This is a genomic window from Geobacillus sp. ZGt-1, from assembly GCF_001026865.1.
GTDB classification, from domain to species: domain Bacteria; phylum Bacillota; class Bacilli; order Bacillales; family Anoxybacillaceae; genus Geobacillus; species Geobacillus thermoleovorans.
In genome coordinates, this window is the sequence record NZ_LDPD01000016.1 from 73,097 (window position 1) to 96,634 (window position 23,538).

The window sequence follows — 23,538 nt, forward strand, 5'->3', positions numbered from 1 at the left end:
CGCTGGCGAACGCCTTGCTCGGCGCCCCGCTTCTGCCATCGTCGCCCAACCCGACAACCGCCGCCATCAGCAAAATCGCCCCGCCCGATCACAAGCACCCGCACGGCACGGCGGTGGTCAAGGTAAAAAGCGAACTGCAAATTTGGGCGGATGTGCAATCGTCGCTTCGGCAGTGCGGCCATGAGGCGGATACATGGGATGAAGCGCTCCGCCTTTGCGCCCGCCTGGCCGAATCGGGAGCCGAACATCCGGCGCAAAAGCCGCATGTGGCTTTTTTGGCAGCTGCCGCGGCCGGCTATGAGCGGATGAACGGTCGATTCGGGGAGATCGTCTCCATCGGTTGGGAAGAACTCGAGACGTATGTCGCTGACGAAGCGGTGTCATGTTTCTTAGATGAGGTCGTGTTGTACGCCGACTGTCCGCTCACCTGCCAAGGGGTGACGCTTGTCGATACCCCGGGGGTGGATTCACTTAACGCCCGCCATACGGGAGTGGCGTTTCATTACATGAAGCATGCTGATGCGTTGTTGTTTGTGACGTATTACAACCATGCGTTCTCGAAAGCAGACCGCGAGTTTTTGCTTCAGCTTGGGCGCGTGAAAGACACGTTTGCGCTTGATAAAATGTTTTTCGTCATCAATGCGGCTGATTTGGCCCAGTCGAAAGAGGAGCTTGAGGCCGTCATTTCCTATATGAACGGAGAGCTGGCGCGCTTTGGCATCCGCTTCCCGCGCCTTTATGCGCTCTCAAGCCGCTTGGCGCTGGCGGAAAAAACGGGGGCCGAGCCCGGTCCGCGCGGCGTCTTGGCGGACTCCGGCTTGTCTGCCTTTGAAACCGACTTCTTCCGCTTCTTAACGGAAGAACTGGCGGAAGTCGCCGTCGAGAGCGCATATGCCGAGCTTGAGCGGGCGCGGCGGGCGGCAGAGGAATTCGCGCGCGCCGCTGGGCAAAGCGAAGCGGAAAAAGCGGAGAAACGGCAGGCGCTTGAGGCGGTGAAAACGAAGATGCACGCCGTGCTTGCTGGCATTGATGATGCCTACGGCCGGCAGGCGCTTCGCCAGGAAGTCGACGAATTGCTCTATTACGTCAAGCAGCGCGTCTTTTTCCGCCTCAACGATGTGTTTAAGGAGGCGTTCAACCCGGCGGTGCTCCGCGACGACCAAGGCCCGGCGCGTCGGGCGCTTGAGCGTTGCCTCGACGAGTTGCTCGCATCGGTTGGCTTTGATTTGGCCCAAGAGTTGCGGGCGACGAGCTTGCGTGTTGAGTCGTTTTTGCACAAGCAGCTGGCCGAGCAGTTCTCGCGCCTATTCCATGAGCTTCGTCGTTTCGATGATGCGCTCGCGCTCACGCCGCCTGAGCCGTTTGCCTTTTCGGCGCCGGAGTTTGCCAACGCCCTTGGGGATGTAGACCGGGTGCGGTTTACCAAGGCGCTTTCGCTGTATAAAAACGCCAAATCGTTTTTTGAGCGCGACGAAAAGCGGCGGATGAAAGAGGAAATTGAGGCGGCGCTTGTCGAGCCGATCGACGCCTATTTGGCTGAGCAAAAAGAGCGGCTTGTGGCGACGTACGCAGAACAATACAAGGCTGCCGTCGCCGCACTTTCGGCCGCTCTCGCGGAACAAGTCGACAGCTATATGGAGGGCTTGCTTGCCGCGCTCGCCGAAGCGGCGGATCATGAGGCGCTCGCCCGCATCGAAGCGGCGCTTCGCGGCCTTCTTTCGGGCCGCGTCGGGGAGGCGCGTTGATGAACCGGTTTCACGCTTGCGCTACATGCATCCACTACCGTATAGAAAAGCGAGCCGACGGGCTGTACACGTATTGCCGCCGGCTCGGCTATGCGACGAAACCGAACTATCGGTTCAACTGTTGGACGCCGAAACCGAACGTCCGGCGTTTGATGGAAAAAGAAGCAGGAAAGGACGAGGACCATTGAGCGAAGTGCATCACGCGATCACTGCCCATGTGCAAAAACAGCATACCATCTTGAAGCAATTTGCTATGCTCGACGCCGAGCGCGAGCGGCTCATCGACGAAGCGGTCGAGCGGTGCCGCCGCGGCGAGTCGTTTACGGTTGATGGGATCAATGAAGTGACGAAGCGGATGAACGAACTGGCCAAAAGCGGCCTCGTGCCGGCGCGCCGGTGCGTGACGCCGGAGATGGTGCGCGAGTACGTGAGCCGGCTTGAAAGGAAAGAGCGATCGTGACGATGGCGAGCGCTGGTTGAGCGTGTCGGCGCCGCCGGCGTCCTGTTGATGATTGGCTGCTTTCCGTTCCGATCAAGAAACAACGTTTGGCGTCAGCAAAAACAAAGAGGGGGAGGACATATGGCGTCGCTTGTTTCCCATGAATGGCTCCTTCGCCATTTGCACGACGAAAACACGCGCATTCTTGATTGTCGGTTTTGGCTTGGCGATCCTGCGAAAGGAGCGGCCGTTTACCAGGAAGATCATATTCCTGGTGCCGTGTATATGGACTTGGAACGCGACTTGTCGGGCCCAGTCGGAGAGCACGGCGGCCGCCACCCGCTCCCGTCGGCCGAGCAAGCGGCGGACGTGTTTGGCCGGGTCGGCATCGATGAAACGGTGACCGTTGTCGCTTACGACGACCAAGACGGGGCGATGGCGGCGCGTTGCTGGTGGCTGCTTCGCTATTTCGGCCATGCCCACGTATACGTATTGGACGGCAATTATCGTGAATGGAAGAAGAAAGGGCATCCGGTGACGAACGTCGTCCCTGCTGTGGCGTCCCGCCCGTTTCGGCCGCGTCCGGATCGGTCATGGCTGGCGACGGTTGAGGATGTGCGCGCCGCCGTCCGCGATCGCTCGGTTGTGCTCATTGATTCGCGTGAATGGAAGCGATATGCCGGCCTGGAAGAACCGATCGACCGCCGAGCCGGCCGCATCCCAGGAGCGGTGCACCGGTTTTGGAAAGACGGAATGACGGAAGGCGGCTACTGGAAAAGCGCTGTCGAGCAGGCGGCTCGGTTTGCCGATTTTGACCGTGGGCAGCCGTTGATCGTTTACTGTGGTTCCGGCGTCACCGCCTGCCCGAACGTGTTGGCGCTCCACGAAGCTGGTTATCACAACGTTCGGCTGTACGTCGGCAGTTTCAGCGACTGGATTTCCTATCCGGACCACCCGATTGAAACGGGTGACCCGTCATCCGATGCTTAGTTTTCTCCGATTCGGGCTGAAACATCATTCGACGCCTCGGTGTTGTCGGATGGAACCGTTGTTTTCTTTTCGTTTTCTTTTTTCGGTCCGCATGAGGTCGAAGCGTTGTTGATTTTCAACGATTTTCACCTAGTGTTTGTTTCGCTTTTCTTCCATTGTTTCGGCCGCCGGTTGAAGCCGCTGTATGCATAGTTTTTTGGCCGCCGGCGGATACTATAGGTGAACCGACGGAAGCAGAGGAGGAGACGCATGGGCCGGACAAAACTTGGCAATGCCAATGCCCAACGAAACAACAACGCGAAGAAGAAAAACGGCTTTAACGAATGGGGGAGCGAATTCGCTTCGTACGCAGAAGTCGAAGCGGAGAAAATGAAAAACGATCATAAAAACATCCGATCATGATGAGGGCGCGCCCCTCGTTTTTTCGTTTTAAGCACGATGGTTGGCAAATGGCAAACGTATGTGCTATAATCGTGGACAGAGCGGCGGGAGGCGCCGGTAGGGAGGGGACAACGTGCGGAAATGGCTAGTCGTTCTTTTGTTCTTGGCTGTCGCCGGCTATGGCCTTTGGAATGTGATGGCGGCTGACAAACCGAATGAAGCAAACGGAGCCGGTCCGGAAGTGGATCAGACGGCTCCCGACTTGACCTTGCCGGCGCTTGGGGGCCAGTCGGTTAAGTTGTCGGCGCTGCGCGGCAAAGCGGTCGTCCTCAACTTTTGGACGTCGTGGTGCCCGCCATGCAAAAAGGAAATGCCGGAGCTTGCCAAGTTTTACGAGCGGCATGGCCGCGAAGTTGCGCTCCTTGCCGTTCATTTGACGACGCAAGATACGTTGGACAACGCTGAGCGGTTTGCGAAAGCGAACAGGCTCGTGTTTCCAGTCGGCCTCGATGTGCGCGGCGAAGCGCTTCGTCAATATCGAATCCAAACGATTCCAACGACGTATATTATCGATCCAAACGGCGTCATTCGGCGAAAAATTGTCGGCCCGGTGACGGCGAAGCGGCTCGAGCAGGAAACAGCGCTTTTTCGTTGAGCAGATGGCTGCAGCGAAAGGCGCTTTCTTCGTGGTTCGTTATTTTTCAAAAAGTTGTCATAATTTTTATCTTTTTTGGGCATGAATAAGATTACAATAAAAGTGAGGGGAGGTTGAAGCGATGAGACGATCCCGCAAAATGACTCTCCAAGAACTGATCAGCGAGAACAAACGGCAATTGTTGAACGATCGGGAAGCGCTCGAAAAAATCGAGAAAAAGCTGGAAGAGCGGATGCTCAAAAAAGCAGAATGACCCATGCATAGCGGTTCTCCGGGCGGACAGACTAGATGGCGAGGAGGCGAAGACAATGAGCAATCCGAAAGGAAGCCGCAAACATTTTGTGCCGAACCATATCGGCACACAGCCTCGCGCCGCAGGAGGAAACAAGGGCAAACAAATGCAAGACCAGTCCGGCCAGCACGCCCAAGTCATCCAAACGAAGGGCGAATAGCCGGAAACTCGCGCAAAGGAGGAAGCGTTCATGCCGCGTCCGAAACCGGATGACCGCAGCGACAATGTGGAAAAGCTGCAAGAAATGGTGCAAAACACCATTGAGAACATAGAAAAAGCCGAAGAAACGATGCAGTTTGCGTCGCCGGAGGAGCAGGAGAAGATCCGTGCGAAAAACCGCCGCCGCGAAGAAGCGATCGCTGCGATGCGCGCGGAAATCCGAGACGAAGCAGCTGCACGGGAACACGGCTGCCAGTAAACGAAGCAGCCCTCATGCGGGGGCGGCTTCGTTTTTTTGTCTACCGCTTGAGCGAGCCGACGGGCGAATGGTAACATAGAAGAGGAGGCCCGGTAAAAAATGGAGGGAGAACGAACGTGAAAGTGGCAGAAAAACAAATTGAAGTGCGTTATGCGGAAACAGACCAAATGGGCGTCGTCTACCACGCGAACTATTTAGTTTGGATGGAAGTCGGGCGCACGGAATTGATCAAACAGCTTGGCTTTCATTATGCTGACATGGAGAAAGAAGGCATCATTTCGCCTGTTGTCGATTTGCAAGTGTCGTACAAAAAGCCGCTTCACTACGGGGAAACGGCGACTGTCCGCACATGGATTGACGCCTATGACGGCATCCGCGTGACATACGGCTACGAGATTCTCGCCCCGGACGGCGAGGTGGCGGTGACCGGAAAGTCGCAGCATGTTTGCGTCAAGCGCGATACGTTTCGGCCGATCGTGATCCGCAAATATTTTCCTGACTGGCATGAAGCATATGAGCGGGCGAAGCGGTAAAGGGGAGCGGTGCGATGGCGTTTGGCATCCGCCGACACGAGCTCGCGGCATGGAAAGAGAAAGTGAAGCGCGGTGAAATCGCCTTTTTGACCCACTATTGGTACGACGAACGGTTTCCGCATTGCACGACAGTGACGAAAGTCGGCTGCGCCGATGTCGAAAAACTCGCCGCTTGGGGGCGGCAGTACGGGCTGAAGGAAGAGTGGATCGATCGGCGCGGTGAGTTTCCGCATTTCGATTTGCTCGGTGAGACGCAAACGCGCATTTTGCAGCAGGAAGGACGGCTGTTTGAACTGGAACGATTCACGAAACGGGGGAAGAAGGAATGATGATCGATTTGGCCGTTGTGAAGGAAATGTCGAAACATACGTTGATCGATACGCTCGGCATCGAAATTGTTGAGGTTGGCGAAGGCCGCGTCGTCGCGACGATGCCGGTCGACTGGCGCACGCACCAGCCGGCTGGGCTGCTGCATGGCGGCGCCTCAGTCGCCTTAGCGGAGACGGTCGCCAGCATCGGCGCGTACGCGCTTGTGGACCCCAACACGGAAAACGTCGTTGGATTGGAAATCAACGCCAATCACGTCCGCGCCGTTCGCCGCGGGACGGTGACGGCGACAGGGACGGTGTTGCACCGCGGTCGGACGACGATGGTGTGGGATGTGCGCATTACGGACGAACAAGGGGAGCTCGTCTGCATCTCCCGCTGCACGATCGCCATTATTCGAAAAAGCGAGCGCCAAGGCTAGCTTTTTCAATCGCCGCGGGACATTCAATGGACGAGAAAAACCGGCTCATTGCTTTTTTCGTCCAAATCCACAGTCAAATCACGTCCATCGAAATACCATTGGTCGCTCTCTTCAATAAAAAAGGTGATGCCATCAACCGTCGTCTGCGCCGCCGGCTTGTCGACCAGTTCGTCTTTGGCCATGCCAAGCGAAAACCCTTTTTGCACGGTGCTGCACCCGCCGTAGCGGGCAAAAAAGCGGATCGCATCGCCCGGCTTCAGCCCGAGCTCCCGCTTGTACCAATCAAACGCTTTTTTTGTAATCATGATGTTCATGGCTTCCCCTCCTCACTTGTTTATTATAAGTGAATGGACGGCGCCGGTAAAACGATTGTGTGAACATTGGCTGACAATTTGAGGGCGAAACAATTTCCAGAAAATGGATTAACCTAGCCCTGACTGGCTCGAGTAAAATGCCGGCCGACGGCGAACAGTAAAAGCGAGGGGGGTGAAGACGGTGAGCAAGAAGCGGCCGTTTGCGCCAAGCTATGAATCGGATGGGGTGATGGGCGAAAAGAAAGAGCAACGCCCGCGCCGTTCCAACCGTCGGCAAATTGACAAACAAGCGCCTGATTTTTTCAACACGACGCCATCGAGCGAATAAAAAAGCCGAATCGAGCGGGCGATGGTTGAACATCGCGCTGTTTTGTGAATAAAGTAGCCAGTAGGCTGCTTTTTTTTTATGGCACCTACTATACAAACGGGCCGGTCCGCGCTATCATTACTTGAGGGACATCTTTTTCGAAAGGAGTGGCGTTTTCGTATATGAGTAGTTCAAGCCCGAACGAACCGGAACCGGAATATAGCGGGGAACGCGGCCTGTTCCTTTTCTTGTCGGCTGCTCATCATACGAAAACGGGCTCCGGACGGAAAGGAAGAGGCGCCGCCTTCCTCGCGTGAAAAGGAGGAAGGATGCCAGATGATGAAAATGTATTTGTCCGATGCCAACGGCAAAATGCGCGAAATCGATCATATTGAAAATGGCTGCTGGATCAATCTCGTTGCCCCGACGGAAGACGAAATTCGCTACATCGCCCACCATTTGGACATTCCGATCGATTCGATCAAAGACGCGTTGGATGACGAGGAGCGGTCGCGCGTCGAAAAGGAAGACAACCATGTGCTCATTATCGTCGACATTCCGATTGTCGCCCATGATGAAGTGGACGGCCCGATTTACGAGACGATTCCGATCGGCATGATCATTACGAACACGTGTTTTATTACGGTTTGTTTGCAGGAGAATCCGATTTTCGAAGAATTCTCCAAAAACAAAATCAAAAACTTTTACACGTTTATGAAGACGCGGTTTGCGTTGCAAATGCTGTACATGATTTCAACGTATTATTTGCGCTATTTGAAGCAAATCAATCGGCGGACGAGCGAAATCGAAAAAGAATTGCACCAATCGATGAAAAACAAGGAGCTGTTTTCGCTTCTCAGCATGGAAAAAAGCTTAGTGTATTTTATGACGTCGCTGAAGGCGAACAACATCGTCATGGAGCGGCTCATGCGCCTCAATTATTTGCGCATGTACGAAGATGACCAGGATTTGCTGCAGGACGTCATTATTGAAAACAAGCAGGCGATTGAAATGGCCGAAGTATACAGCAGCATTTTAAGCGGCATGATGGACGCGTTCGCTTCGGTCATCTCAAACAACTTAAACATTGTGATGAAGTTTTTGACGGCCATTACGATCGTCATTTCGCTGCCGACGATGGTGGCGAGTTTCTACGGCATGAACGTACCGATTCCGTACCAACACTCTCCGTACGCCTTTTTGATCGCGATGGCGCTCGCCGGTTCACTGTCAGCGGCGACGGCGTACATCTTTTGGAAAAAGCGATACTTTTGACGGCCAGGCGCGTTTTGGATGGCCATGCGAACGGCTGCCCTGTCATTGGGGCAGCCGCTTTTGCTTTCGGACGGCCACACCGCCGGAGAGGATGAATTTCATCGCCTCTTCCGGCGAGATGTCGACGACTTCCACTTGCTCTTTCGGGACGAGCAGGGTGAGCCCGGCGACTTGAAACGCCTGCGGGATATAGACGGCGACGTAGTCGGCGAGAGGATCGTGCCAAGCGCCGACATCATCCATTGTCATGAAGCCGAGGCATTTCCAGCCGCTTTCTGGCATTGTAACGAGCACAACTTGCGAAAACGATCGTTTTTCCCCGACGAAGGAAGCGATTGTATCTTTGGCGACGGAATAAACCGTTTTCATCAAGGGAATGCTTTCAAGCAACCGGTCGATCAGTCGAATGAGGCGGCCGCTTACGTATTGCGTCGATAGCCAACCGCAGACGGTAATCAGCGCGACAGTCGCCAATAGGCCTAGGCCGGGAATGTAGCGGCCATCCAAATACGGACGGACGTATTGGCCAAGCAGCCCATCCAAAACGGTGAACACTTTGTAGCACACATAGACGGCGAGTAAAATTGGCACGATCGTCAGCATGCCGTTTAGAAAATGTTTCACGAAAAAACGCATCCCTTTCCCTCCCCGCTATTCATTCTCTACCACCATACCAATTTTTTTGGCTTTATACAACTCTCTATTATATCGAACATTTTCTGTTGTATTCGGTAAGAAAGTTCGTGTTTTTTCTTGACGAACTGCCAAATGTTCCGTATACTTTCGAATGGAACATGGGAAATGGGGGATGGATCATGAACAATCATTACGATGTGATCGTGGTCGGCGCCGGGCCGGCCGGCATTTTCACTTGCTACGAACTGACGCTCAAACTCCCTGGAGCGAACGTGCTCTTAATCGATAAAGGGCACGATATCTATAAACGCAATTGTCCGATTTTGCAAAGAAAAATTGAAAAGTGTCCGCCGCCGGCCGGCAAAAAAGACTATGCCGGCTGCGTGCCGGCCTGTTCGATCACGAATGGATTCGGCGGAGCGGGGGCGTATTCGGACGGCAAATTCAATATCACGAGCGAATTCGGCGGCTGGATGACCGACTATTTGCCGGCTTCGACCGTACTTGAGCTCATCCGCTATGTCGATGAGATCAACTTGAAGCACGGAGCGACGACATCGATCACCGACCCGATGACGGATAAAGTGAAAGAGATCGAGCGGCGCGCCTATGCGGCCGGGCTGAAGCTATTGCGCGCGTACGTCCGCCATTTGGGTACAGAGCAAAATTTGGAAATTTTGAAAAGCATTTTTGAATATTTGCGCGAGCGGATTGCGATGCGCTTTACAACGGAAGTGGATGATATCGTGACCGAGCGGACGGAGAGCGGCCATCGAGTGAAAGGCGTTGTGCTGAAAAACGGAGAAACGTTGACAGCGGAAAAAGTCGTCATCGCTCCGGGGCGCGATGGCTCGGTTTGGCTGAGCAAAATCTTGCGCAAGCGCCGTTTGCGGATGATCAACAATCAGGTTGACATCGGAGTGCGCGTGGAAACATCGAACATCGTCATGCAAGAAATTAACGAACATCTGTATGAAGGGAAATTCATTTTCAACACGTCGGTTGGGACGCAAGTGCGCACGTTTTGCAGCAACCCGTCCGGACATGTCGTCGTCGAAAACCATTCCGGCATCATGCTCGCCAACGGCCATGCGTACAAAGATCCAAAGCTCGGCAGCAACAACACGAACTTTGCCCTTCTTGTTTCACATAAGTTTTCCGATCCGTTTGACAAGCCGAACGAATACGCCCATGAAATTTCTCGGCTGGCGAACGCCTTGTCCAACGGCGGCATCATCGTGCAAAAATACGGCGACATTTTAAAAGGACGGCGATCGACGGAAAAGCGGATCAAAGAAGGGTTCATCGAACCGACGCTAAAAGAAGCGGTGCCGGGCGATTTAGGCCTCGTTTTGCCGTACAACACGATGAAAAGCTTGATCGAAATGACGGAGGCGCTCAACCACGTCACTCCGGGGCTTGCCTCTGAGCATACGCTCTTTTATGGGGTGGAAGCGAAGTTTTATTCGGCGCGTCCGAAACTGAACGACCGCTTTGAAACCGAAATCGCCGGGCTGTATGTCGGCGGCGACGGCGCCGGCATTACGCGCGGCCTTGCGCAGGCGAGCGCCTGCGGCGTCTGGATCGCCCGCGACATCGTCGAGAAATTGACGCATTAGGTGAGGAACCGAGGGCAGGCCCCTTCAAACGGGGGCCTGTTTTTTTGCTGTCTGCCTGGGGACGGATTAAAAAGTAAACTGAAATGAAAATATAGTTGACAAATATGCGGCTGGTCCGTTACGATAAATGTAATGATATGGAAAGGGGAGAGGAGAGATGGCAAACTGGCTGGTGTTGGCCGAGCAAGTGTTGGGAGGCCACGAGCTGACCGATGAGGAAGCATTGGCGATATTGGATTGTCCGGATGAGGAGTTGCTCCTTTTGCTGCAAGGGGCGTACCGGATTCGCTCCGCCTATTATGGAAACAAAGTGAAGCTGAACATGATCATCAACGCCAAATCCGGCCTCTGTCCGGAAAACTGCGGCTACTGTTCGCAGTCCGCCGTATCGACGGCGCCGGTGAAAACGTATAAAATGGTCGACAAAGAGACGTTGTTGCGCGGCGCGGAAGAAGCACACCGTTTGCGCATTGGGACGTACTGCATCGTCGCCAGCGGCCGGGGGCCGAGCGATAAAGAGATCGACACCGTTGTGTCCGCGGTCAAGGAAATTAAAGAGCGGTTCGGGCTGAAAGTGTGCGCCTGCCTTGGGATCTTAAAGCCGGAGCAGGCGGCCCGGCTGAAAGAGGCGGGGGTGGATCGCTACAATCATAACATCAACACATCGAAGCAGCACCATCCGAACATTACGACGTCCCATACATACGACGATCGGGTGCGGACGGTGGAAACGGTGAAAGAAGCTGGTCTTTCGCCTTGTTCCGGCGTCATCATCGGCATGAAAGAAACGAAGCGGGATGTCGTCGATATGGCGCGCAGTTTGCGGGCGCTTGACGCCGATTCCATTCCAGTCAACTTTTTGCATGCGATCGACGGCACGCCGCTGGCTGGCACGAACGAATTAAACCCGCGTTACTGTTTGAAGGTGCTGGCCCTTTTTCGCTATATGAATCCAACCAAAGAAATCCGCATCGCCGGCGGGCGAGAAGTGAATTTGCGCTCACTTCAGCCGCTTGGCCTGTATGCCGCCAACTCGATTTTTGTCGGCGACTATTTGACGACCGCCGGGCAAGAAAAGTCAGCCGATTATCAAATGCTTGAGGATCTTGGGTTTGAAATCGAATTTGCCCCGGCTCCGCAAGCCGGAGTCGTATCATGAACGATGCCGCCGGAAGATGGCGGCTTTTTGTATGTGCGCTCACCGAGGACAAGACCTAGCGAAGCGGGAGGCATGGGAGGCGCCATGCGGTTTCAGATGGGACGCCACGATGGCGCATCGCAAGCCTTGGCGAGAAGCGGAGCGCATGATAAGACGGTGGACTTGGCCTGCCTATGCTCTGACGAGAAAAGCGGATTGAACCCCTATTGCGCCGTTTGACGCGCTTTTTTGGCATGAAAAGCCAACCCGACGCGTACGATGGGAATACAAGCTGCGAAAAAAGGCTTCACAAACAGCCAAAAGCTCATTATAATAGCAACAAAAGGAAAGGAAGAGGATGGGGGACATGGCAAAGTCATTCTACCGTTACTTGCTGCGCTTCCGCCATGGACACCAGGAAGATCCGGTCGTCCGGTTTGCGAACGGAGCGTATGAAGACCACAGCTTTCCAAAAGGGTCGACGGACTATGAAGAACTGAGCGGCTATTTGGAGCTTAACGGTGACTATTTGGAAAGTATGGTTGTGTTTGATGAGCTATGGGAGCAATTTTTGCATGAAGCGTAACTAAGGGAGCGTTCCCATTTCATAAATTGGGAGCGCTTTCAAATAGCTTTTTTCCGCGCGGTTGCAGGTGTCCACCCTTCTCTGCATGCATATACTATACTAACTATTTGTTCCAAAGGGTGGAGATGCCAATGAGCGCGCCGAAACGCCCGAAATTTTCCGTCGGCGACATCGTCGTCAATACATTGTACGGAACGGTCGGAACGATCACCGATATTCAGCAGATTGACGGTGTGTTTTTATACGAAATCAACCATGGCCATAGCTTGTTTGCCGAGCAAGCGCTCATTTTATTGTCTGAGTTTGTGGGTGATTTATGGATCGCGGAAGAGATTGAAATTGAGTTGCCGTTTTTTCTCGGCGAAATTGTCCGCGTCCGCGATTATGGCGGCCATTTGTTCAAAATTGTCGGGGTGCGGACAGAAATTTACCGCTACTACGGGGAAGGATGGGAAGAGACGATTTACGAATTGAAACGGCTGACGGATGGTTGGGAGATTGAAGTCCATTTGGAAGACATCATTCCGCTTGCCGACGGAGAGGAGACGTCCGTCACGCTCGTGCAAGATATTGTCATCGCCGCGCCGGTGAAAGCGTCGCTTCTATTGCCGCCGGCCGACAGCGGAGAGAAAGGGCCGTCGGTCGACGAGCTCCTTGACATGTACAACGATTATAAAGCGTTATATGAATGGTTCGGCGATGAACAGTACCAACGGATGATGGAAACAGTTGTAAAACGTTTGCGGACAATCGCCAATCACCAGGATAGAAATTGATAAAGAATAAAAAGAAAATAAGGAATGCCGGCGAAAATGACGATCGCGCCCAATCCATTGACAACTGTTTCCATCATTTTATCGATCGCAGTGAATTTGTCCATTTTGTCCGCCTCCGTGTTTTTTGTTTTGTTGGTACATATGTATGGGGGAGACTGAAAAAATAGTACAACATGATTTTTGACATAAAACGGAAGGCGGCGACATACAACATTACAAAGGGGGCGAGATGCGGTGAAGGAAATTGAAGTGATTATCGATACGGAAGAAATCGCTGAGTTTTTTTACCAAGAACTCATCCGCCGCGGCTTTGTGCCAACGCAAGAGGAGCTTGAGGAGCTCGCGGATATTACGTTTGACTATTTGCTTGAAAAATGCATCATCGATGAAGAGATTGACATCGATGGGGAGTAGTCCTCGTCGTTTTATGATGAAGTTGATTTGGCCGCCGCGATGGCGGCTGTTTTCATCATGACCAAATGCCGCTCGTAGCGGCTGGTCATGTTGCCCGAGGCCGGAAGCGGGAGCGTTTCAAGCGCCTGCATGATCGCCTCATCGGTGAACCAATCGCGATGATCGTGGAACGGGTGCGCAAGATCCGGCCAAGCTTCCTCAAGGCGGGGGCTGTAAAAGCGGTGCCCATCAGGCGTTTCAGCGAACGATTGCGGCCAGAAGTCGGCGCGTGAGCCGCTGTGGGGGACGCAGCGGGCAAAGCGGCAGGCGCCGCGAAACAGCCGGGCGTCAAACAGCAGCAGACTGTACAGCGTTTTGCCGATATGGATGCGGTGGTGGACGTCGGCGAAATCGCGCACGGTCGTTCCGGCAAGCGCTACGCGGCGGCCTTTGGCATATGGGATGAGCACATCGTTGAACCCGAGCCATTGCTCGACAATAAACGGCCAGCTTGACAGCACGCGGGTGCGGAAAAACGGATGTTCGATGACGCGAAGCTGGATGTACTGCTGCTCGTTGATGATCAGAGCAACCGTAAGAAGCGCGGCATTCCCCGTTTCCCAAAAATGTTCCCACATCGGCTTCATAAACGAAGACACCGCTAGCGCCGGCAACAAATGAAACAGCGGCGTCTCCCTCCGTTTGCTTTCTTCGTACAGCAGAAGCTGCGGATAGGCATCATGAAAAATGAGGGCATTGGCGCGCTCCAAAAACAAAAAAAGGGGTGCAATGATTTGTTCCGGCAGCAAAAACGGAAGAAGGCCGCCGCGCAAATCAGTCATGTTCCAACCGCCGTTGCGCGAGACGAGATGGGCTAAAAACGCCCAATGAATTTCCCGATGGCGCTCAAAAAACGCTAAGTAGGCGGCGGTGCGCGTCACGTTGTTGCGGTTATGTTCCGCTGTTTTCCGGCGAATGGCGGCAACAATGCCCTTTTCTTCCGCGCTGAGCGGTCCGTCAGTCGGGACAGTTGTGCGGGCGGCCATCCGGCGAAGCAGGCCGTCATCGGCGAGGCGGACCGGATGGCGGTACAAAAAGGAGCGGTAGGCATACTGAAGCGGATGGCGCAGCCAAGCGAACGGGCGAGTCGGCATCAGGCTGTCTCTCCTTTGCATCATTTGTGGACTTTTGCCAGAAGACCGCGATCGTTTCGACAAAAGGAGTGCTCGTTTGCTGAAGGAATCGACACGCCAAATCACCAAATAAGTATAATACACGTTTGTCTCGGCTCCGAAGACGATTCGCGATCGAATTCGACATCAACCATAGTATGGGGCGCGGAGGGCCGATTTATTGGGAGAAGGGAGAGGAAAACAATGGTTCGTTTATGGGGGAAACGGATGTGGATGACAAAACGTGCATATGAGGCGGTCGTTTTTCAAACACCGCGCTTTGGGGAAACGAAAGGCTACCGGCAAGTGTGCCGCATGACGGTGACGGCGGCCGGACATGATGAAGTGCTGGCGGTGTTGTATCGGATGTTTAATGTCGCCGATCTGATGCCGAAAAACTGTCAAGCTCGATTTATGCGGACTGGGGACGTTGTGCTGATCGATGAAGGGCGGAAAGGACAGACGTACTATCGCCTTTGTCCAGACGGATGGAAACAAGTGGAACGACAGCTCATCTGTTGACCGAATATTCAAAAATATAGTCGCCAGCAAGAGCTAGAGATGATATAATATGAATAAAGCCCCCTTGTTTCGGGAACGGATAAGAAAGGAAAGGGGGCGGACTTGATGGAACATGACGAACGGCGGCGCGACATGCCGACGGTGGCCCCGGGCATCGACGACGATGAGGAGCTGAATGAAAGAGCGACAAAAGAGGAAATTGAACGCGGGGAATATACAAAAGTCGTCACGCTTGCTTGGGACGAATCCGAGCCGTCGGAACCGCGATAGAAACCCTTGTATCGCACAAGGGTTTCTGCGGTTTGTCACGATTCTGGATTGTCGTGATGGCCCGGACCGTTTTTCCGGCCGCCGGCGGCGGAATATTCTTTGGCATGCGCCTCATCTTCAGCGATCAATGCTTCTTTTGGAATATGGTTGTTCTTTTTCTGCCCGTTAATGCGGTTGCGGTGTTTTTTGCCCATCGTTTTCCCTCCTTGAACCGTCGTTGTCGTTAGTGTATGCGGTCTGGCGGCGGTTCATCGACGGAAAATGTTTGCAGGCGGCATCATGCGGCGGGCGCAGGAGAAAAGAGGGAAGGGGGCGAAACGATGGCCGCACTGGCGCTGTCGCTGCTCTTGTGCGTCGTCTCGATTGCGGCATTGCTTTGGGTCAAAGGGCAAGTTGAGCGACTCTTGTTCCGCTGGAGAAGCGTGCCCCTTCTCCATGCGGTCAACGTCGTCATCATCGCTGCCATCGTTGCTGACATGTACTATCGGCTCAGCGGCATCGACGTGTACTTGCGCGATTTGGCCGATATCAACGGTTTTTGGTATGTCTTTGCCGGCGCGATGCAGCTCGTCTTTCCACTGTATTTGTTTTCCTGTTGGCTTGTCGCCAGGCGGCGCGAGCGCGAGAAAAAATATACGCGCAGCAAAGACAAAAAGGTGCTGTATATCAATGAGCGGTATTTGGCGCGCCGTCATCGCAGCGATTACCGCCGATCCAAAACATCATAAAAGAGAGCGGCTCCCCCGCAAACGACTCACCCACCTACGCGAGTGCATAGGGGGAGCTTTCAGCGATTTGCATATGTGCCAAACGACAAGCCGCACAAGGACCCTTTCCGCTTCCCTTCGTTTCGAAGGTGCCCGTTTGAACAACATGTGATTCGATCCGACAGCGATTGCCGGCCAACATTCATCTCCCACATGGACGGGTGCTCGTGCACCTTCACGTTTCGAAGTGGGAGACTTCTTTCGGAATGATGTTAGAATTTGGTCTTTTCCTTTTTCGATGTGGACGGCTGATTGTTTGATTTGGACGATGGATTGGTTTTGTTGGCGTATTCCACCGCTTGTTCGAGTTTCTTTTTCATCGGTCTTTTCCTCCTTTCTCCTCGGGCAGGCACACATAGTATGCCCGTTCGCCGCCTCGGCTACTCGAAGGAAGACTGCCATTTTCCGCAAACATATGATATGATAGACGAGGGCATGGCCCGACAACGATCGTTCAAACCAAAGGAGGAATCCCATTGAGCGTACATATCGGAGCGAAGACAGGGGAGATCGCGGAGCGCATTTTGCTGCCGGGTGATCCGATGCGCGCCAAATACATTGCCGAAACGTTTCTGGAAGGAGCGGTATGCTACAACGAAGTGCGCGGCATGCTCGGATTTACCGGGACGTATAAAGGGGAGCGCATTTCCGTGCAAGGGACCGGCATGGGCGTGCCGTCCATTTCGATTTATGTGAACGAACTGATCCAAAGCTACGGCGTAAAGACGCTCATCCGCGTCGGAACGTGCGGAGCGATTCAGCCGGATGTGCGCGTCCGCGACGTCATTTTGGCGATGAGCGCGTCGACCGATTCCAACATGAACCGGCTCATTTTCCGCGGCCGCGATTATGCGCCAACCGCCGATTTCCATCTGCTGCGGACGGCGTATGAAGTAGGTGTGGAAAAAGGGCTGGCGCTAAAAGTCGGCAATGTGTTCACCGCCGACATGTTTTACAATGATGAACCGAATTGGGAAACGTGGGCGCGCTACGGTGTATTGGCCGTCGAGATGGAAACGGCGGCGCTCTATACGCTGGCGGCGAAATTCGGCTGCCGGGCGCTGTCGGTGCTGACGGTCAGCGACCATATTCTCACCGGAGAAGAAACGACGGCTGAGGAGCGGCAAATGACGTTTAACGAGATGATTGAAGTGGCGCTTGAAGCGGCGATCCGCAATGGCGCGTGATTGGGATGCCGGGCGCTTGGGCCTGGGAAAACAGAAAAGGAGAAGGAACATGAACCAGCGATGGCAAGCGGCGATGTTGGTGTGCCTGCTGCTCGCCGGCTGCCAAACAGGGGAGAGCGGCAGCAACGGTGCGGCCGGCCCGTCCGGCCAGCCGCCGGAAAGCGCGGTGCACCCAAGCGATTATCAACAGGGGAAAACGAGCGAGGGCCCCGTCGATCCCGATTTGCAGCTCGAGGCGAAATATTGGAACATCGTCGAGGTGCAAAACGGACAAAAAGTGATTCAAAACCCTGACAACATTTTGGTGCTCGTCAATAAAGAACAGTCGCTCCCGCCTGGCTATAAGCCGGCGGACTTGGTCGTGCCGCGCGTGCCGTTTGTGTGTGCTGACCCGAACGCGGAAAANCGGCATATGCGGGCCGAAGCGGCCGCGGCGCTTGAGGAGATGTTTGCCGCCGCACGCCGTGATGGCATTGAGCTGGTGGCCGTGTCCGCTTATCGTTCATACGAGCGGCAGCAGGTGATTTTTGCTGAAGAAGTGCGGCAAAAAGGGAAGGAAAAAGCGGTTCAAGCGGTCGCTCACCCAGGGCAGAGCGAGCATCAGACAGGGCTGGCGGTCGATATCAGCAGCCGCTCGGCCGGCTGTCAGCTGACCCAATCGTTCGGGGCGACAAAAGAAGGGCAATGGGTAGCCGCCCATGCGCACGAGTACGGATTCATCATCCGCTACCCGAAAGGAAAGGAAGCGGTGACCGGCTACAAGTATGAGCCGTGGCATCTCCGCTATGTTGGGCGGAAGGCGGCCGCGGTGATCAAAAAGCGCGGCTTGACGCTTGAAGAATATTTCAAAGTAGTGAAAAAAGTGTGAAAACGGCGTCTCGTCGAGGACGCCGTTTTTCTTGCCAGCTATGGTTCGCAGCAAAAGACGCAATAGCCAAGACGGTCGCCGAATTGAGCTGTCAACTGTTGGTGCATCTGCCACATGCTCGCCATCTCCGGTGTCGGCGGAAGGGCGATGACGATGGGTGCCCCAAGGCTTGGCGCTTCGGCCGCAGCCGCGTAGGAAAACTGGCGGCAGCCAAAGCCGCTTTGTTCGAGCACTTCTTTCCACTCCGCTGATGTCATGAGCTGACGGAAGCCGTAAAAGGCGGCGATTTGCTTTTGCTCGGCGGCGGTCAGCCGCTCATGACACGCTTCAATGCCGACGAATAGGCCATCGTTTTTGAGCACGCGGCGGATTTCGGCGAGCGCGTTTGGCAATGAAACGAAAGCAAGCACCGATTCAGAAAGCGCAAGGTCAAACGTCCCGGCGGGAAACGGGAGCGCTTCGACCGAGGCGCGATGCAAACGGACTGAGACCGCCTTGGAGGCAAAACGCTGTTTCGCCTTGGCAATCATCGTCGGGTGGATGTCGATGGCGGTGACGTTGGCCCCGTACTGTTCGGCGATATAAGCCGCCGTCTGTCCGGTGCCGCAGCCGACGTCAAGCACGGATGTCGAACGGTCGATCTTAAGTTTACGTAAGATTTGTTTTGTTAACTCAAAACCGCCTGGGTGAGCGCCATCGATCCCCATGTCCGCCAACCAGTCTAAATATGCAGACATCTGTTCCTCTCCTTTTTTTGTTTCGACTTGGTTTATCATACGCAAATGCGCTCGATTTTGCCTTTAGACAAAAAAATTTGCTTGTCCCTATTCTTATGAAAAAAGGAAATTTTCTTGCTGTAGACCCAACCGGCTTCAAGCTGGTACACTGATACGTGCAAGAATGAGATGGCTAGGTTGGTGAAGAAAGTGGATCGAAAACAAGGAGCCGAGGCGGGCGCACTGCTGAGCATTTTCGTCTATCTTCTCCTTTCGACCGGCAAGCTGTTGGCTGGGGCGGTGTTCGGCTCGGATGCGGTGGAAGCGGACGGTTGGAATAATTTGAGTGATATTATCGCTTCCTCGGCAGTCTATATCGGCATGAAAATCGCTAAAAAACCGCGTGATTGCAACCACCCGTACGGACATTCGCGGGCGGAGAACATCTCCTCGCTGTTGGCCGCTTTTTTGATGATGTCCATTGGCATTGACGTGATCACAAGCGGCATCCGCTCGCTGTTCGGCAAGGAAAAGGCAACGGCTCCTGACGTTTTAGCGGCTGTGGTTGCGCTCGCCTCGGCGGCCGTTATGATTGGCGTTTATGCAATCAATCGCCGGCTGGCGCGGCGGACGAACAGCATGGCGCTGGCGGCCGTGGCGAAAGACAATTTATCGGATGCGCTGGTGAGCATTGGCGCCGCCATTGGCATCGCCGGCGCGCGGCTTGGGTGGCCATGGCTTGATCCGCTGGCGGCGCTTGTTATCGGGGCGATGATTGGCAAGACGGCGTGGGAGGTGTTTATGGAGACGGCGCATACGCTCACCGACGGTTTTGATGAACAGCAGCTCGCCGTTTATAAAGACGAAATCGCGGCGGTGAGCGGCGTGCGCGATGTCGCTGACATTAAAGCGCGCATGTTAGGCAACGACATTGTGCTGGAAGTGACGATCCGCGTTGACTCGCATTTGACGGTGGCAAAAAGTCATGAAATCGCTGATGAAGTCGAGCGTTTGATGCGAAACCGGCATAACATTCGGGCGACGCACGTCCATGTGGAACCGGAAGCGGTGCGCTGACTGGCTTCGGGCGCATTGGCGGGCGGACGCGGCGAGGCGCCTAGACAGCGAATGACTTGTCGGGATGTGACGCTTTGCAGCCGGGATGCAGCCGGGAGAAGCTGCTTGTCGCCAACAGCGAGCGGATGCGGCCAAACCGTTGCCGCTGACTTGTTTTTGGCGGCGGGAGGGGAGTAGTTTTGCGGCAAACAGCAAACAATACAATTAAAATCGTTTGCATGGAAAGGACGTCAGTCTATGGCGATCGAGCATAACTTTCGTTTGACGGTTGACGGAACGTACAAACGCCATGCGCCGGCAGGCAGCCAGTCGTGTTGGCTTCATTTCACCGCCGCCGCCAAGCCGGATTTGGAGCAGCTTCTTTCTTCGCTGTCCATTCACCCTCTCGCCCAACAGCGGCTGATGAACGGGACAGATATTCCCACGTTTGACGAATACGAAGGATGTTTCTTCTTATCGCTGTTTATCGTTCGTCCGTCCGGCCGGACAGTGAACGTTCGTTTGCTGGCCGGCAGCCAATATATGATCAGCTATATGGATGAAAACGATCCGCTTGTTGATCAAGTGAAAGAACGTTTGTTGAACCATCGCGGTCAGGCGCTGTATCCTGGGTACGTGCTGTATCACTTTTTAGACTTGGCCGCCATCCGTTTTTTGCAAGTCATCGATCAGATCGCTGACCGCATTCAGACGCTTGAACGGCAAGTGTTTGCGACCCCGTTTGCCAACGAAATCGGGCGCGAGATTTATCGGATGAAAACACATCTTCATGAGCTGCGCCAAATCGCCGAGGCGCAGGAAGAAGCGATCAAAATGATCCGCCACGCTGATTTGCCGTATATCAATCAAGAGACGAATCCGTATATCGAGGAAGTGGCGTCGCGATTCTCACGCGTGCCCGCCGCGCTCGACGCGTTTAAGGAATCATTGTCCGCCATTTTCGATTTGCAACTGTCGCTCAAATCAGATCATATGAACGTCATTATGAAGACATTGACATTGGTGAGCGTCATATTTTTGCCGATGACGTTTATCGCCGGTGTATACGGCATGAATTTTGCGTTTATGCCAGAGCTGAAATGGAGATACGGCTACCCGTTTGCCTTGTTGCTCATGGCAACCGTTGCTATGCTCATCGCCCTCTATTTTAAGCGAAAAGGTTGGTGGGGAGAGACGGGGACGAAAGAAAAATAGGCGTTTTTCTAGAAGGTCGGTGATTTAACGGAGAAAACGCTCCAGCAAGGAGCTTTCGCCAATGGATCAACGGCTCTTCCGTGCGTTCGTGGACCAATCTTTTTGAAGAAAACGCGGTTTTTCACCAATCTTCTAGAAATTTGGGCATTCGCCCGGCCGTTTGGGCGGGCGCATATGATGGCCCTGTGAACCGATGAAGGAGGTGCCCGCCGTGAGCGGTTTTGTCAACAGCGGTTATACGGTCGTCATCGTCCTGTTCATTTTACTGATTATTGTTGGCTGTGCCTGTGTCGCTTGATGAGCGAAAAAATAAGAAAGGACGGCGGTCAAACGGGCCGCGAAGGGGGCGGGTGCTCATATTCAGCTGCGCCCCTTCTCCATTGGGCAACCGCGTCGAGCGATGCGGGTGAGTGTTTTGATGGATAAAGTGAAGCGGCGGCGGTATAATGAAACAGAAATGATCATGGAAAAGGAGAAGACGACGTGGGGCATTGGAGCGAAGAAAAGCAAGGCATCTTGTATACGGCTGCTTCGTACTTGCTGTGGGGAGTATTGCCGCTGTACTGGAAGCTGCTAGAGGCGCGCCCGGCGCTTGAGATTTTGGCGCACCGCATCGTGTGGTCGTTCGTGTTTATGGCCATCCTTCTGGCAGCGAATGGGCAGCTTGGCGCCTTCCGCCGGGAGCTTCGGGCGATGCGCCGTAAGCCGGCTAAGGCATGGGGGATCGCCGCTGCTGCCGTGCTCATCAGCGCCAACTGGTTTGTCTACATATGGGCGGTGAATCATCATCATGTCGTTGAAACGAGCCTCGGCTATTATATCAACCCGCTTGTCAGCGTGGCGCTTGGGACGATCGTATTGCGCGAGCGGTTGAGCGTTGGGCAGTGGGCCGCTGTTTTTCTTGCCGCCGCCGGCGTGGCGGCGATGACGGCGGAATATGGCGCGTTTCCGTGGGTCGCCATATCGCTCGCGTTGACGTTCGGGTTTTACGGCTTAGTGAAAAAACTGGCCAGCGTTGACTCGTCCATTGGCTTGACGCTTGAAACAATGGCCGTCATGCCGCTTTCAGCCGTTTACTTATTATGTGTGTACAACGAAACGCCAGCCCTCGTCAAGACGGCCGAATGGTGGCAATGGGCGCTGTTGGCTGGAGCCGGGCCAGCGACGGCCGTGCCGCTTTTGTATTTCGCCAAAGGGGCGAAGCGTGTGTCAATGACAACACTTGGTTTTTTGCAATACATTTCGCCGACGATCAGCCTTCTCCTTGGCGTCTTTTTGTTCGGCGAGCCGTTTACGAAAGCGCATTTTTATGCGTTTAGCTGCATCTGGACGGCGCTTATTTTGTTTTCCGCTGTTCAAATCAAGCAAGCGCCGGGGCGGAAAAAATGGAAGCGAAACTCGCTCGGAGCATAACATCGGTCCGCGGATGGACCGTTTTTTTTTACGTTGCGGCAAATACCCATTTTTGCCGAAACATCTAACCATTTCCTCGGCTTCTGAATAGTCTACTAGTACAAAAACGAAGGAGGTGCTGGCAAATGGGTGCAGCTTACGGCGGCGGATTCGCGTTGATCGTCGTTCTGTTCATCTTGTTGATTATTGTCGGATGTGCATGTATCGGTGGTTGGGTGTACTGATGCCTCTTACTTGCTAGCAAGGAGGTGACGAATATGCCATATGGCTTTTATGGCGGCTGGGGCTGGGGCGGCTATGGCTTCGGTTATCCGGGTTACGGCGGCTACGGCTACGGCTTTGTGCTGATCGTCGTTTTGTTTATTTTGCTCATTATCGTCGGGGCAACATGGTGCTAGGCGGATGATGGGCATGCGGGGGGAGACGGCCGGGCAACGGCTGTTTCCCCCGCTTTTTTTGTGAACAGGCAGGAACAACGAAAGGAAGTGGAGAAATCATAAACGATGAGAAAATGGAAAGCATATGGAGGACGGGGAAATGACACATATTGCAAAAGACATCGTCGCGACGTTTTCGATCGTCGCGTTCGATCCGGCGACCGGGGAGCTTGGCATCGCTGTTCAATCGAAATTTTTAGGCGTTGGTGCGGTTGTTCCGTGGGCGAAAGCGGGCGTCGGAGCGGTGGCGACGCAATCGTACGCCAACACGTCGTACGGACCGCGCGGCCTCGAATGGATGGCAAAAGGGAAATCGGCGCAAGAAACGCTTGAGTTGCTCGTTGCCGATGACAGTGAGCGCGATTTGCGCCAAGTCGGCATCGTGGATGCGAAAGGACGGGCGGCGACGTTCACCGGGAAAAAATGTTACCCGTGGGCCGGGGGCATCACCGGGCCGAACTATGCGGCTCAAGGCAATATTTTAGCCGGCGAGGAAACGGTGCTGGCAATGGGAAGGGCGTTTGAGCAGACAAAAGGTCCGCTCGCCGAGCGATTGTTAAAGGCGCTTCAAGCTGGTCAGGCAGCGGGGGGCGACCGCCGCGGGCAACAGTCGGCCGCCTTGCTTGTCGTGAAAGAAGGAGGGGGATATGGCGGCTACAATGACCGTTAT

At 54.3% G+C, this 23,538-nt stretch carries 36 protein-coding genes and 2 pseudogenes; 32 read left to right on the forward strand and 6 right to left on the reverse strand.

Annotation, left to right across the window (positions count from 1 at the left end; all coding sequences use genetic code 11):
* The 12 genes from VU18_RS19585 to VU18_RS06795 form a co-directional block, all read left to right on the forward strand.
* Window positions 1-1,745: dynamin family protein (locus VU18_RS19585; RefSeq protein ID WP_047757879.1), on the forward strand; the 1,745-nt coding region annotated here is incomplete at its 5' end.
* Window positions 1,745-1,933: a hypothetical protein gene (locus VU18_RS06755; RefSeq protein ID WP_013145453.1), complete on the forward strand. Its 189-nt coding sequence runs from the start codon at window positions 1,745-1,747 to the stop codon at window positions 1,931-1,933. The genes VU18_RS19585 and VU18_RS06755, both read left to right, overlap by 1 nt.
* Window positions 1,930-2,205 carry a YpbS family protein gene (locus VU18_RS06760; protein ID WP_011231051.1) on the forward strand — a complete coding sequence of 92 codons (276 nt, stop codon included), beginning with the start codon at window positions 1,930-1,932 and terminating at the stop codon, window positions 2,203-2,205. Before VU18_RS06755 ends, VU18_RS06760 begins: the two co-directional genes overlap by 4 nt.
* A 120-nt stretch (window positions 2,206-2,325) precedes the next feature.
* A complete protein-coding gene (locus VU18_RS06765) occupies window positions 2,326-3,174 on the forward strand; it encodes a sulfurtransferase (RefSeq protein WP_014195692.1) in 849 nt (282 codons plus the stop codon).
* 249 nt (window positions 3,175-3,423) lie between these two features.
* Window positions 3,424-3,576, forward strand: a complete 153-nt coding sequence (locus tag VU18_RS18325; RefSeq protein WP_014195694.1) for a hypothetical protein — start codon at window positions 3,424-3,426, stop codon at window positions 3,574-3,576.
* A gap of 112 nt (window positions 3,577-3,688) precedes the next feature.
* A complete protein-coding gene (locus VU18_RS06770; protein ID WP_011231054.1) occupies window positions 3,689-4,210 on the forward strand; it encodes a TlpA disulfide reductase family protein in 522 nt (173 codons plus the stop codon).
* A 121-nt stretch (window positions 4,211-4,331) separates the two neighbouring features.
* The gene (locus VU18_RS17270; protein ID WP_011231055.1) at window positions 4,332-4,463 is read left to right on the forward strand and encodes an FbpB family small basic protein; all 132 of its coding nucleotides are present in this window, start codon (window positions 4,332-4,334) and stop codon (window positions 4,461-4,463) included.
* Window positions 4,464-4,518: 55 nt separating this feature from the next.
* Entirely contained in the window at window positions 4,519-4,662 is a 144-nt protein-coding gene (locus VU18_RS06775) for an acid-soluble spore protein N (protein ID WP_011231056.1), read from the forward strand.
* A 30-nt stretch (window positions 4,663-4,692) separates the two neighbouring features.
* Complete coding sequence (gene tlp / locus VU18_RS06780; RefSeq protein ID WP_014195696.1) at window positions 4,693-4,920, forward strand: small acid-soluble spore protein Tlp; 228 nt, start codon at window positions 4,693-4,695, stop codon at window positions 4,918-4,920.
* A gap of 116 nt (window positions 4,921-5,036) precedes the next feature.
* Entirely contained in the window at window positions 5,037-5,453 is a 417-nt protein-coding gene (locus tag VU18_RS06785) for a thioesterase family protein (RefSeq protein ID WP_011231058.1), read from the forward strand.
* Window positions 5,454-5,467: 14 nt separating this feature from the next.
* On the forward strand, window positions 5,468-5,782 hold the full coding sequence (locus tag VU18_RS06790) for a hypothetical protein (RefSeq protein WP_011231059.1): 315 nt from the start codon (window positions 5,468-5,470) through the stop codon (window positions 5,780-5,782).
* A complete protein-coding gene (locus tag VU18_RS06795; protein WP_020279119.1) occupies window positions 5,782-6,201 on the forward strand; it encodes a PaaI family thioesterase in 420 nt (139 codons plus the stop codon). The genes VU18_RS06790 and VU18_RS06795 overlap by 1 nt, the downstream gene beginning before the upstream one ends.
* 23 nt (window positions 6,202-6,224) lie before the next feature.
* Here the strand turns inward: VU18_RS06795 and VU18_RS06800 are convergent, their stop codons facing one another.
* A complete protein-coding gene (locus VU18_RS06800; RefSeq protein ID WP_011231061.1) occupies window positions 6,225-6,515 on the reverse strand; it encodes a HesB/YadR/YfhF family protein in 291 nt (96 codons plus the stop codon).
* Between the two features lie 181 nt (window positions 6,516-6,696).
* Here VU18_RS06800 and VU18_RS18330 point away from each other — a divergent pair, with 181 nt between their 5' ends.
* Window positions 6,697-6,843: a hypothetical protein gene (locus tag VU18_RS18330; protein ID WP_011231062.1), complete on the forward strand. Its 147-nt coding sequence runs from the start codon at window positions 6,697-6,699 to the stop codon at window positions 6,841-6,843.
* A 315-nt stretch (window positions 6,844-7,158) separates the two neighbouring features.
* Window positions 7,159-8,097, forward strand: coding sequence for a magnesium transporter CorA family protein (locus VU18_RS06805; RefSeq protein WP_014195699.1), 939 nt, complete (start codon window positions 7,159-7,161; stop codon window positions 8,095-8,097).
* A gap of 42 nt (window positions 8,098-8,139) precedes the next feature.
* Here the strand turns inward: VU18_RS06805 and VU18_RS06810 are convergent, their stop codons facing one another.
* Window positions 8,140-8,733, reverse strand: coding sequence for a DUF502 domain-containing protein (locus VU18_RS06810; protein WP_011231064.1), 594 nt, complete (start codon window positions 8,731-8,733; stop codon window positions 8,140-8,142).
* Between the two features lie 179 nt (window positions 8,734-8,912).
* Between VU18_RS06810 and VU18_RS06815 the strand changes: the two genes are divergently transcribed.
* The 4 genes from VU18_RS06815 to VU18_RS06830 all read left to right on the forward strand — a co-directional run bounded on the left by VU18_RS06815 (window position 8,913) and on the right by VU18_RS06830 (window position 12,852).
* Complete coding sequence (locus tag VU18_RS06815; protein ID WP_014195700.1) at window positions 8,913-10,352, forward strand: NAD(P)/FAD-dependent oxidoreductase; 1,440 nt, start codon at window positions 8,913-8,915, stop codon at window positions 10,350-10,352.
* A 157-nt stretch (window positions 10,353-10,509) separates the two neighbouring features.
* Complete coding sequence (gene bioB / locus VU18_RS06820) at window positions 10,510-11,511, forward strand: biotin synthase BioB (protein ID WP_011231066.1); 1,002 nt, start codon at window positions 10,510-10,512, stop codon at window positions 11,509-11,511.
* 346 nt (window positions 11,512-11,857) lie between these two features.
* Complete coding sequence (locus VU18_RS06825) at window positions 11,858-12,076, forward strand: YozE family protein (RefSeq protein WP_011231067.1); 219 nt, start codon at window positions 11,858-11,860, stop codon at window positions 12,074-12,076.
* A gap of 131 nt (window positions 12,077-12,207) precedes the next feature.
* On the forward strand, window positions 12,208-12,852 hold the full coding sequence (locus VU18_RS06830) for a hypothetical protein (RefSeq protein ID WP_011231068.1): 645 nt from the start codon (window positions 12,208-12,210) through the stop codon (window positions 12,850-12,852).
* Here VU18_RS06830 and VU18_RS21065 read toward each other — a convergent pair.
* A complete protein-coding gene (locus tag VU18_RS21065) occupies window positions 12,834-12,956 on the reverse strand; it encodes a hypothetical protein (protein ID WP_013145441.1) in 123 nt (40 codons plus the stop codon). The two genes, VU18_RS06830 and VU18_RS21065, sit on opposite strands and share 19 nt — an antisense overlap.
* A gap of 130 nt (window positions 12,957-13,086) precedes the next feature.
* Here VU18_RS21065 and VU18_RS06835 point away from each other — a divergent pair, with 130 nt between their 5' ends.
* Window positions 13,087-13,266 (forward strand): YozD family protein, encoded by a 180-nt coding sequence (locus VU18_RS06835; RefSeq protein ID WP_011231069.1) that lies wholly within the window; start codon window positions 13,087-13,089, stop codon window positions 13,264-13,266.
* Between the two features lie 11 nt (window positions 13,267-13,277).
* Here VU18_RS06835 and VU18_RS06840 read toward each other — a convergent pair whose 3' ends face one another.
* A complete protein-coding gene (locus VU18_RS06840; RefSeq protein WP_047757840.1) occupies window positions 13,278-14,399 on the reverse strand; it encodes a DUF2515 domain-containing protein in 1,122 nt (373 codons plus the stop codon).
* Window positions 14,400-14,621: 222 nt separating this feature from the next.
* On the opposite strand from VU18_RS06840, the gene VU18_RS06845 reads away from it, so the two are divergent.
* Together VU18_RS06845 and VU18_RS18335 are read left to right on the forward strand one after the other, a co-directional pair.
* The gene (locus VU18_RS06845; protein WP_013145439.1) at window positions 14,622-14,939 is read left to right on the forward strand and encodes a hypothetical protein; all 318 of its coding nucleotides are present in this window, start codon (window positions 14,622-14,624) and stop codon (window positions 14,937-14,939) included.
* Between the two features lie 105 nt (window positions 14,940-15,044).
* Window positions 15,045-15,209: a hypothetical protein gene (locus VU18_RS18335; RefSeq protein ID WP_011231072.1), complete on the forward strand. Its 165-nt coding sequence runs from the start codon at window positions 15,045-15,047 to the stop codon at window positions 15,207-15,209.
* A 35-nt stretch (window positions 15,210-15,244) separates the two neighbouring features.
* Here VU18_RS18335 and VU18_RS18340 read toward each other — a convergent pair whose 3' ends face one another.
* Complete coding sequence (locus tag VU18_RS18340; RefSeq protein ID WP_008879283.1) at window positions 15,245-15,403, reverse strand: hypothetical protein; 159 nt, start codon at window positions 15,401-15,403, stop codon at window positions 15,245-15,247.
* A 126-nt stretch (window positions 15,404-15,529) separates the two neighbouring features.
* On the opposite strand from VU18_RS18340, the gene VU18_RS06850 reads away from it, so the two are divergent.
* From VU18_RS06850 to VU18_RS19595, 4 genes and pseudogenes are all read left to right on the forward strand, one after another.
* On the forward strand, window positions 15,530-15,937 hold the full coding sequence (locus VU18_RS06850; protein ID WP_011231073.1) for a hypothetical protein: 408 nt from the start codon (window positions 15,530-15,532) through the stop codon (window positions 15,935-15,937).
* Window positions 15,938-16,452: 515 nt separating this feature from the next.
* The gene (deoD, locus tag VU18_RS06855; protein ID WP_014195705.1) at window positions 16,453-17,163 is read left to right on the forward strand and encodes a purine-nucleoside phosphorylase; all 711 of its coding nucleotides are present in this window, start codon (window positions 16,453-16,455) and stop codon (window positions 17,161-17,163) included.
* 49 nt (window positions 17,164-17,212) lie between these two features.
* Window positions 17,213-17,568 (forward strand): annotated as a pseudogene (locus VU18_RS19590) (D-alanyl-D-alanine carboxypeptidase family protein); the annotation flags it as partial.
* 1 nt (window position 17,569) lies between these two features.
* Window positions 17,570-18,031: pseudogene (locus VU18_RS19595) on the forward strand (D-alanyl-D-alanine carboxypeptidase family protein); the annotation flags it as partial.
* A 38-nt stretch (window positions 18,032-18,069) separates the two neighbouring features.
* Here VU18_RS19595 and VU18_RS06865 read toward each other — a convergent pair.
* Window positions 18,070-18,768 (reverse strand): class I SAM-dependent methyltransferase, encoded by a 699-nt coding sequence (locus tag VU18_RS06865; RefSeq protein WP_011231077.1) that lies wholly within the window; start codon window positions 18,766-18,768, stop codon window positions 18,070-18,072.
* Window positions 18,769-18,936: 168 nt separating this feature from the next.
* On the opposite strand from VU18_RS06865, the gene VU18_RS06870 reads away from it, so the two are divergent.
* The 7 genes from VU18_RS06870 to VU18_RS19600 form a co-directional block, all read left to right on the forward strand.
* A complete protein-coding gene (locus VU18_RS06870; protein WP_031206479.1) occupies window positions 18,937-19,824 on the forward strand; it encodes a cation diffusion facilitator family transporter in 888 nt (295 codons plus the stop codon).
* A 237-nt stretch (window positions 19,825-20,061) separates the two neighbouring features.
* On the forward strand, window positions 20,062-21,018 hold the full coding sequence (gene corA / locus VU18_RS06875; RefSeq protein WP_011231079.1) for a magnesium/cobalt transporter CorA: 957 nt from the start codon (window positions 20,062-20,064) through the stop codon (window positions 21,016-21,018).
* A gap of 193 nt (window positions 21,019-21,211) precedes the next feature.
* Window positions 21,212-21,316 carry a YjcZ family sporulation protein gene (locus VU18_RS17275; protein WP_013145431.1) on the forward strand — a complete coding sequence of 35 codons (105 nt, stop codon included), beginning with the start codon at window positions 21,212-21,214 and terminating at the stop codon, window positions 21,314-21,316.
* A gap of 185 nt (window positions 21,317-21,501) precedes the next feature.
* A complete protein-coding gene (gene rarD / locus VU18_RS06880) occupies window positions 21,502-22,431 on the forward strand; it encodes an EamA family transporter RarD (protein ID WP_011231080.1) in 930 nt (309 codons plus the stop codon).
* Between the two features lie 125 nt (window positions 22,432-22,556).
* Entirely contained in the window at window positions 22,557-22,655 is a 99-nt protein-coding gene (locus VU18_RS17280; protein WP_011231081.1) for a YjcZ family sporulation protein, read from the forward strand.
* Between the two features lie 33 nt (window positions 22,656-22,688).
* Complete coding sequence (locus VU18_RS17285; protein WP_011231082.1) at window positions 22,689-22,829, forward strand: YjcZ family sporulation protein; 141 nt, start codon at window positions 22,689-22,691, stop codon at window positions 22,827-22,829.
* A 139-nt stretch (window positions 22,830-22,968) separates the two neighbouring features.
* Window positions 22,969-23,538 (forward strand): DUF1028 domain-containing protein (locus tag VU18_RS19600; protein WP_047757880.1); only part of this gene is annotated, 570 nt, incomplete at its 3' end.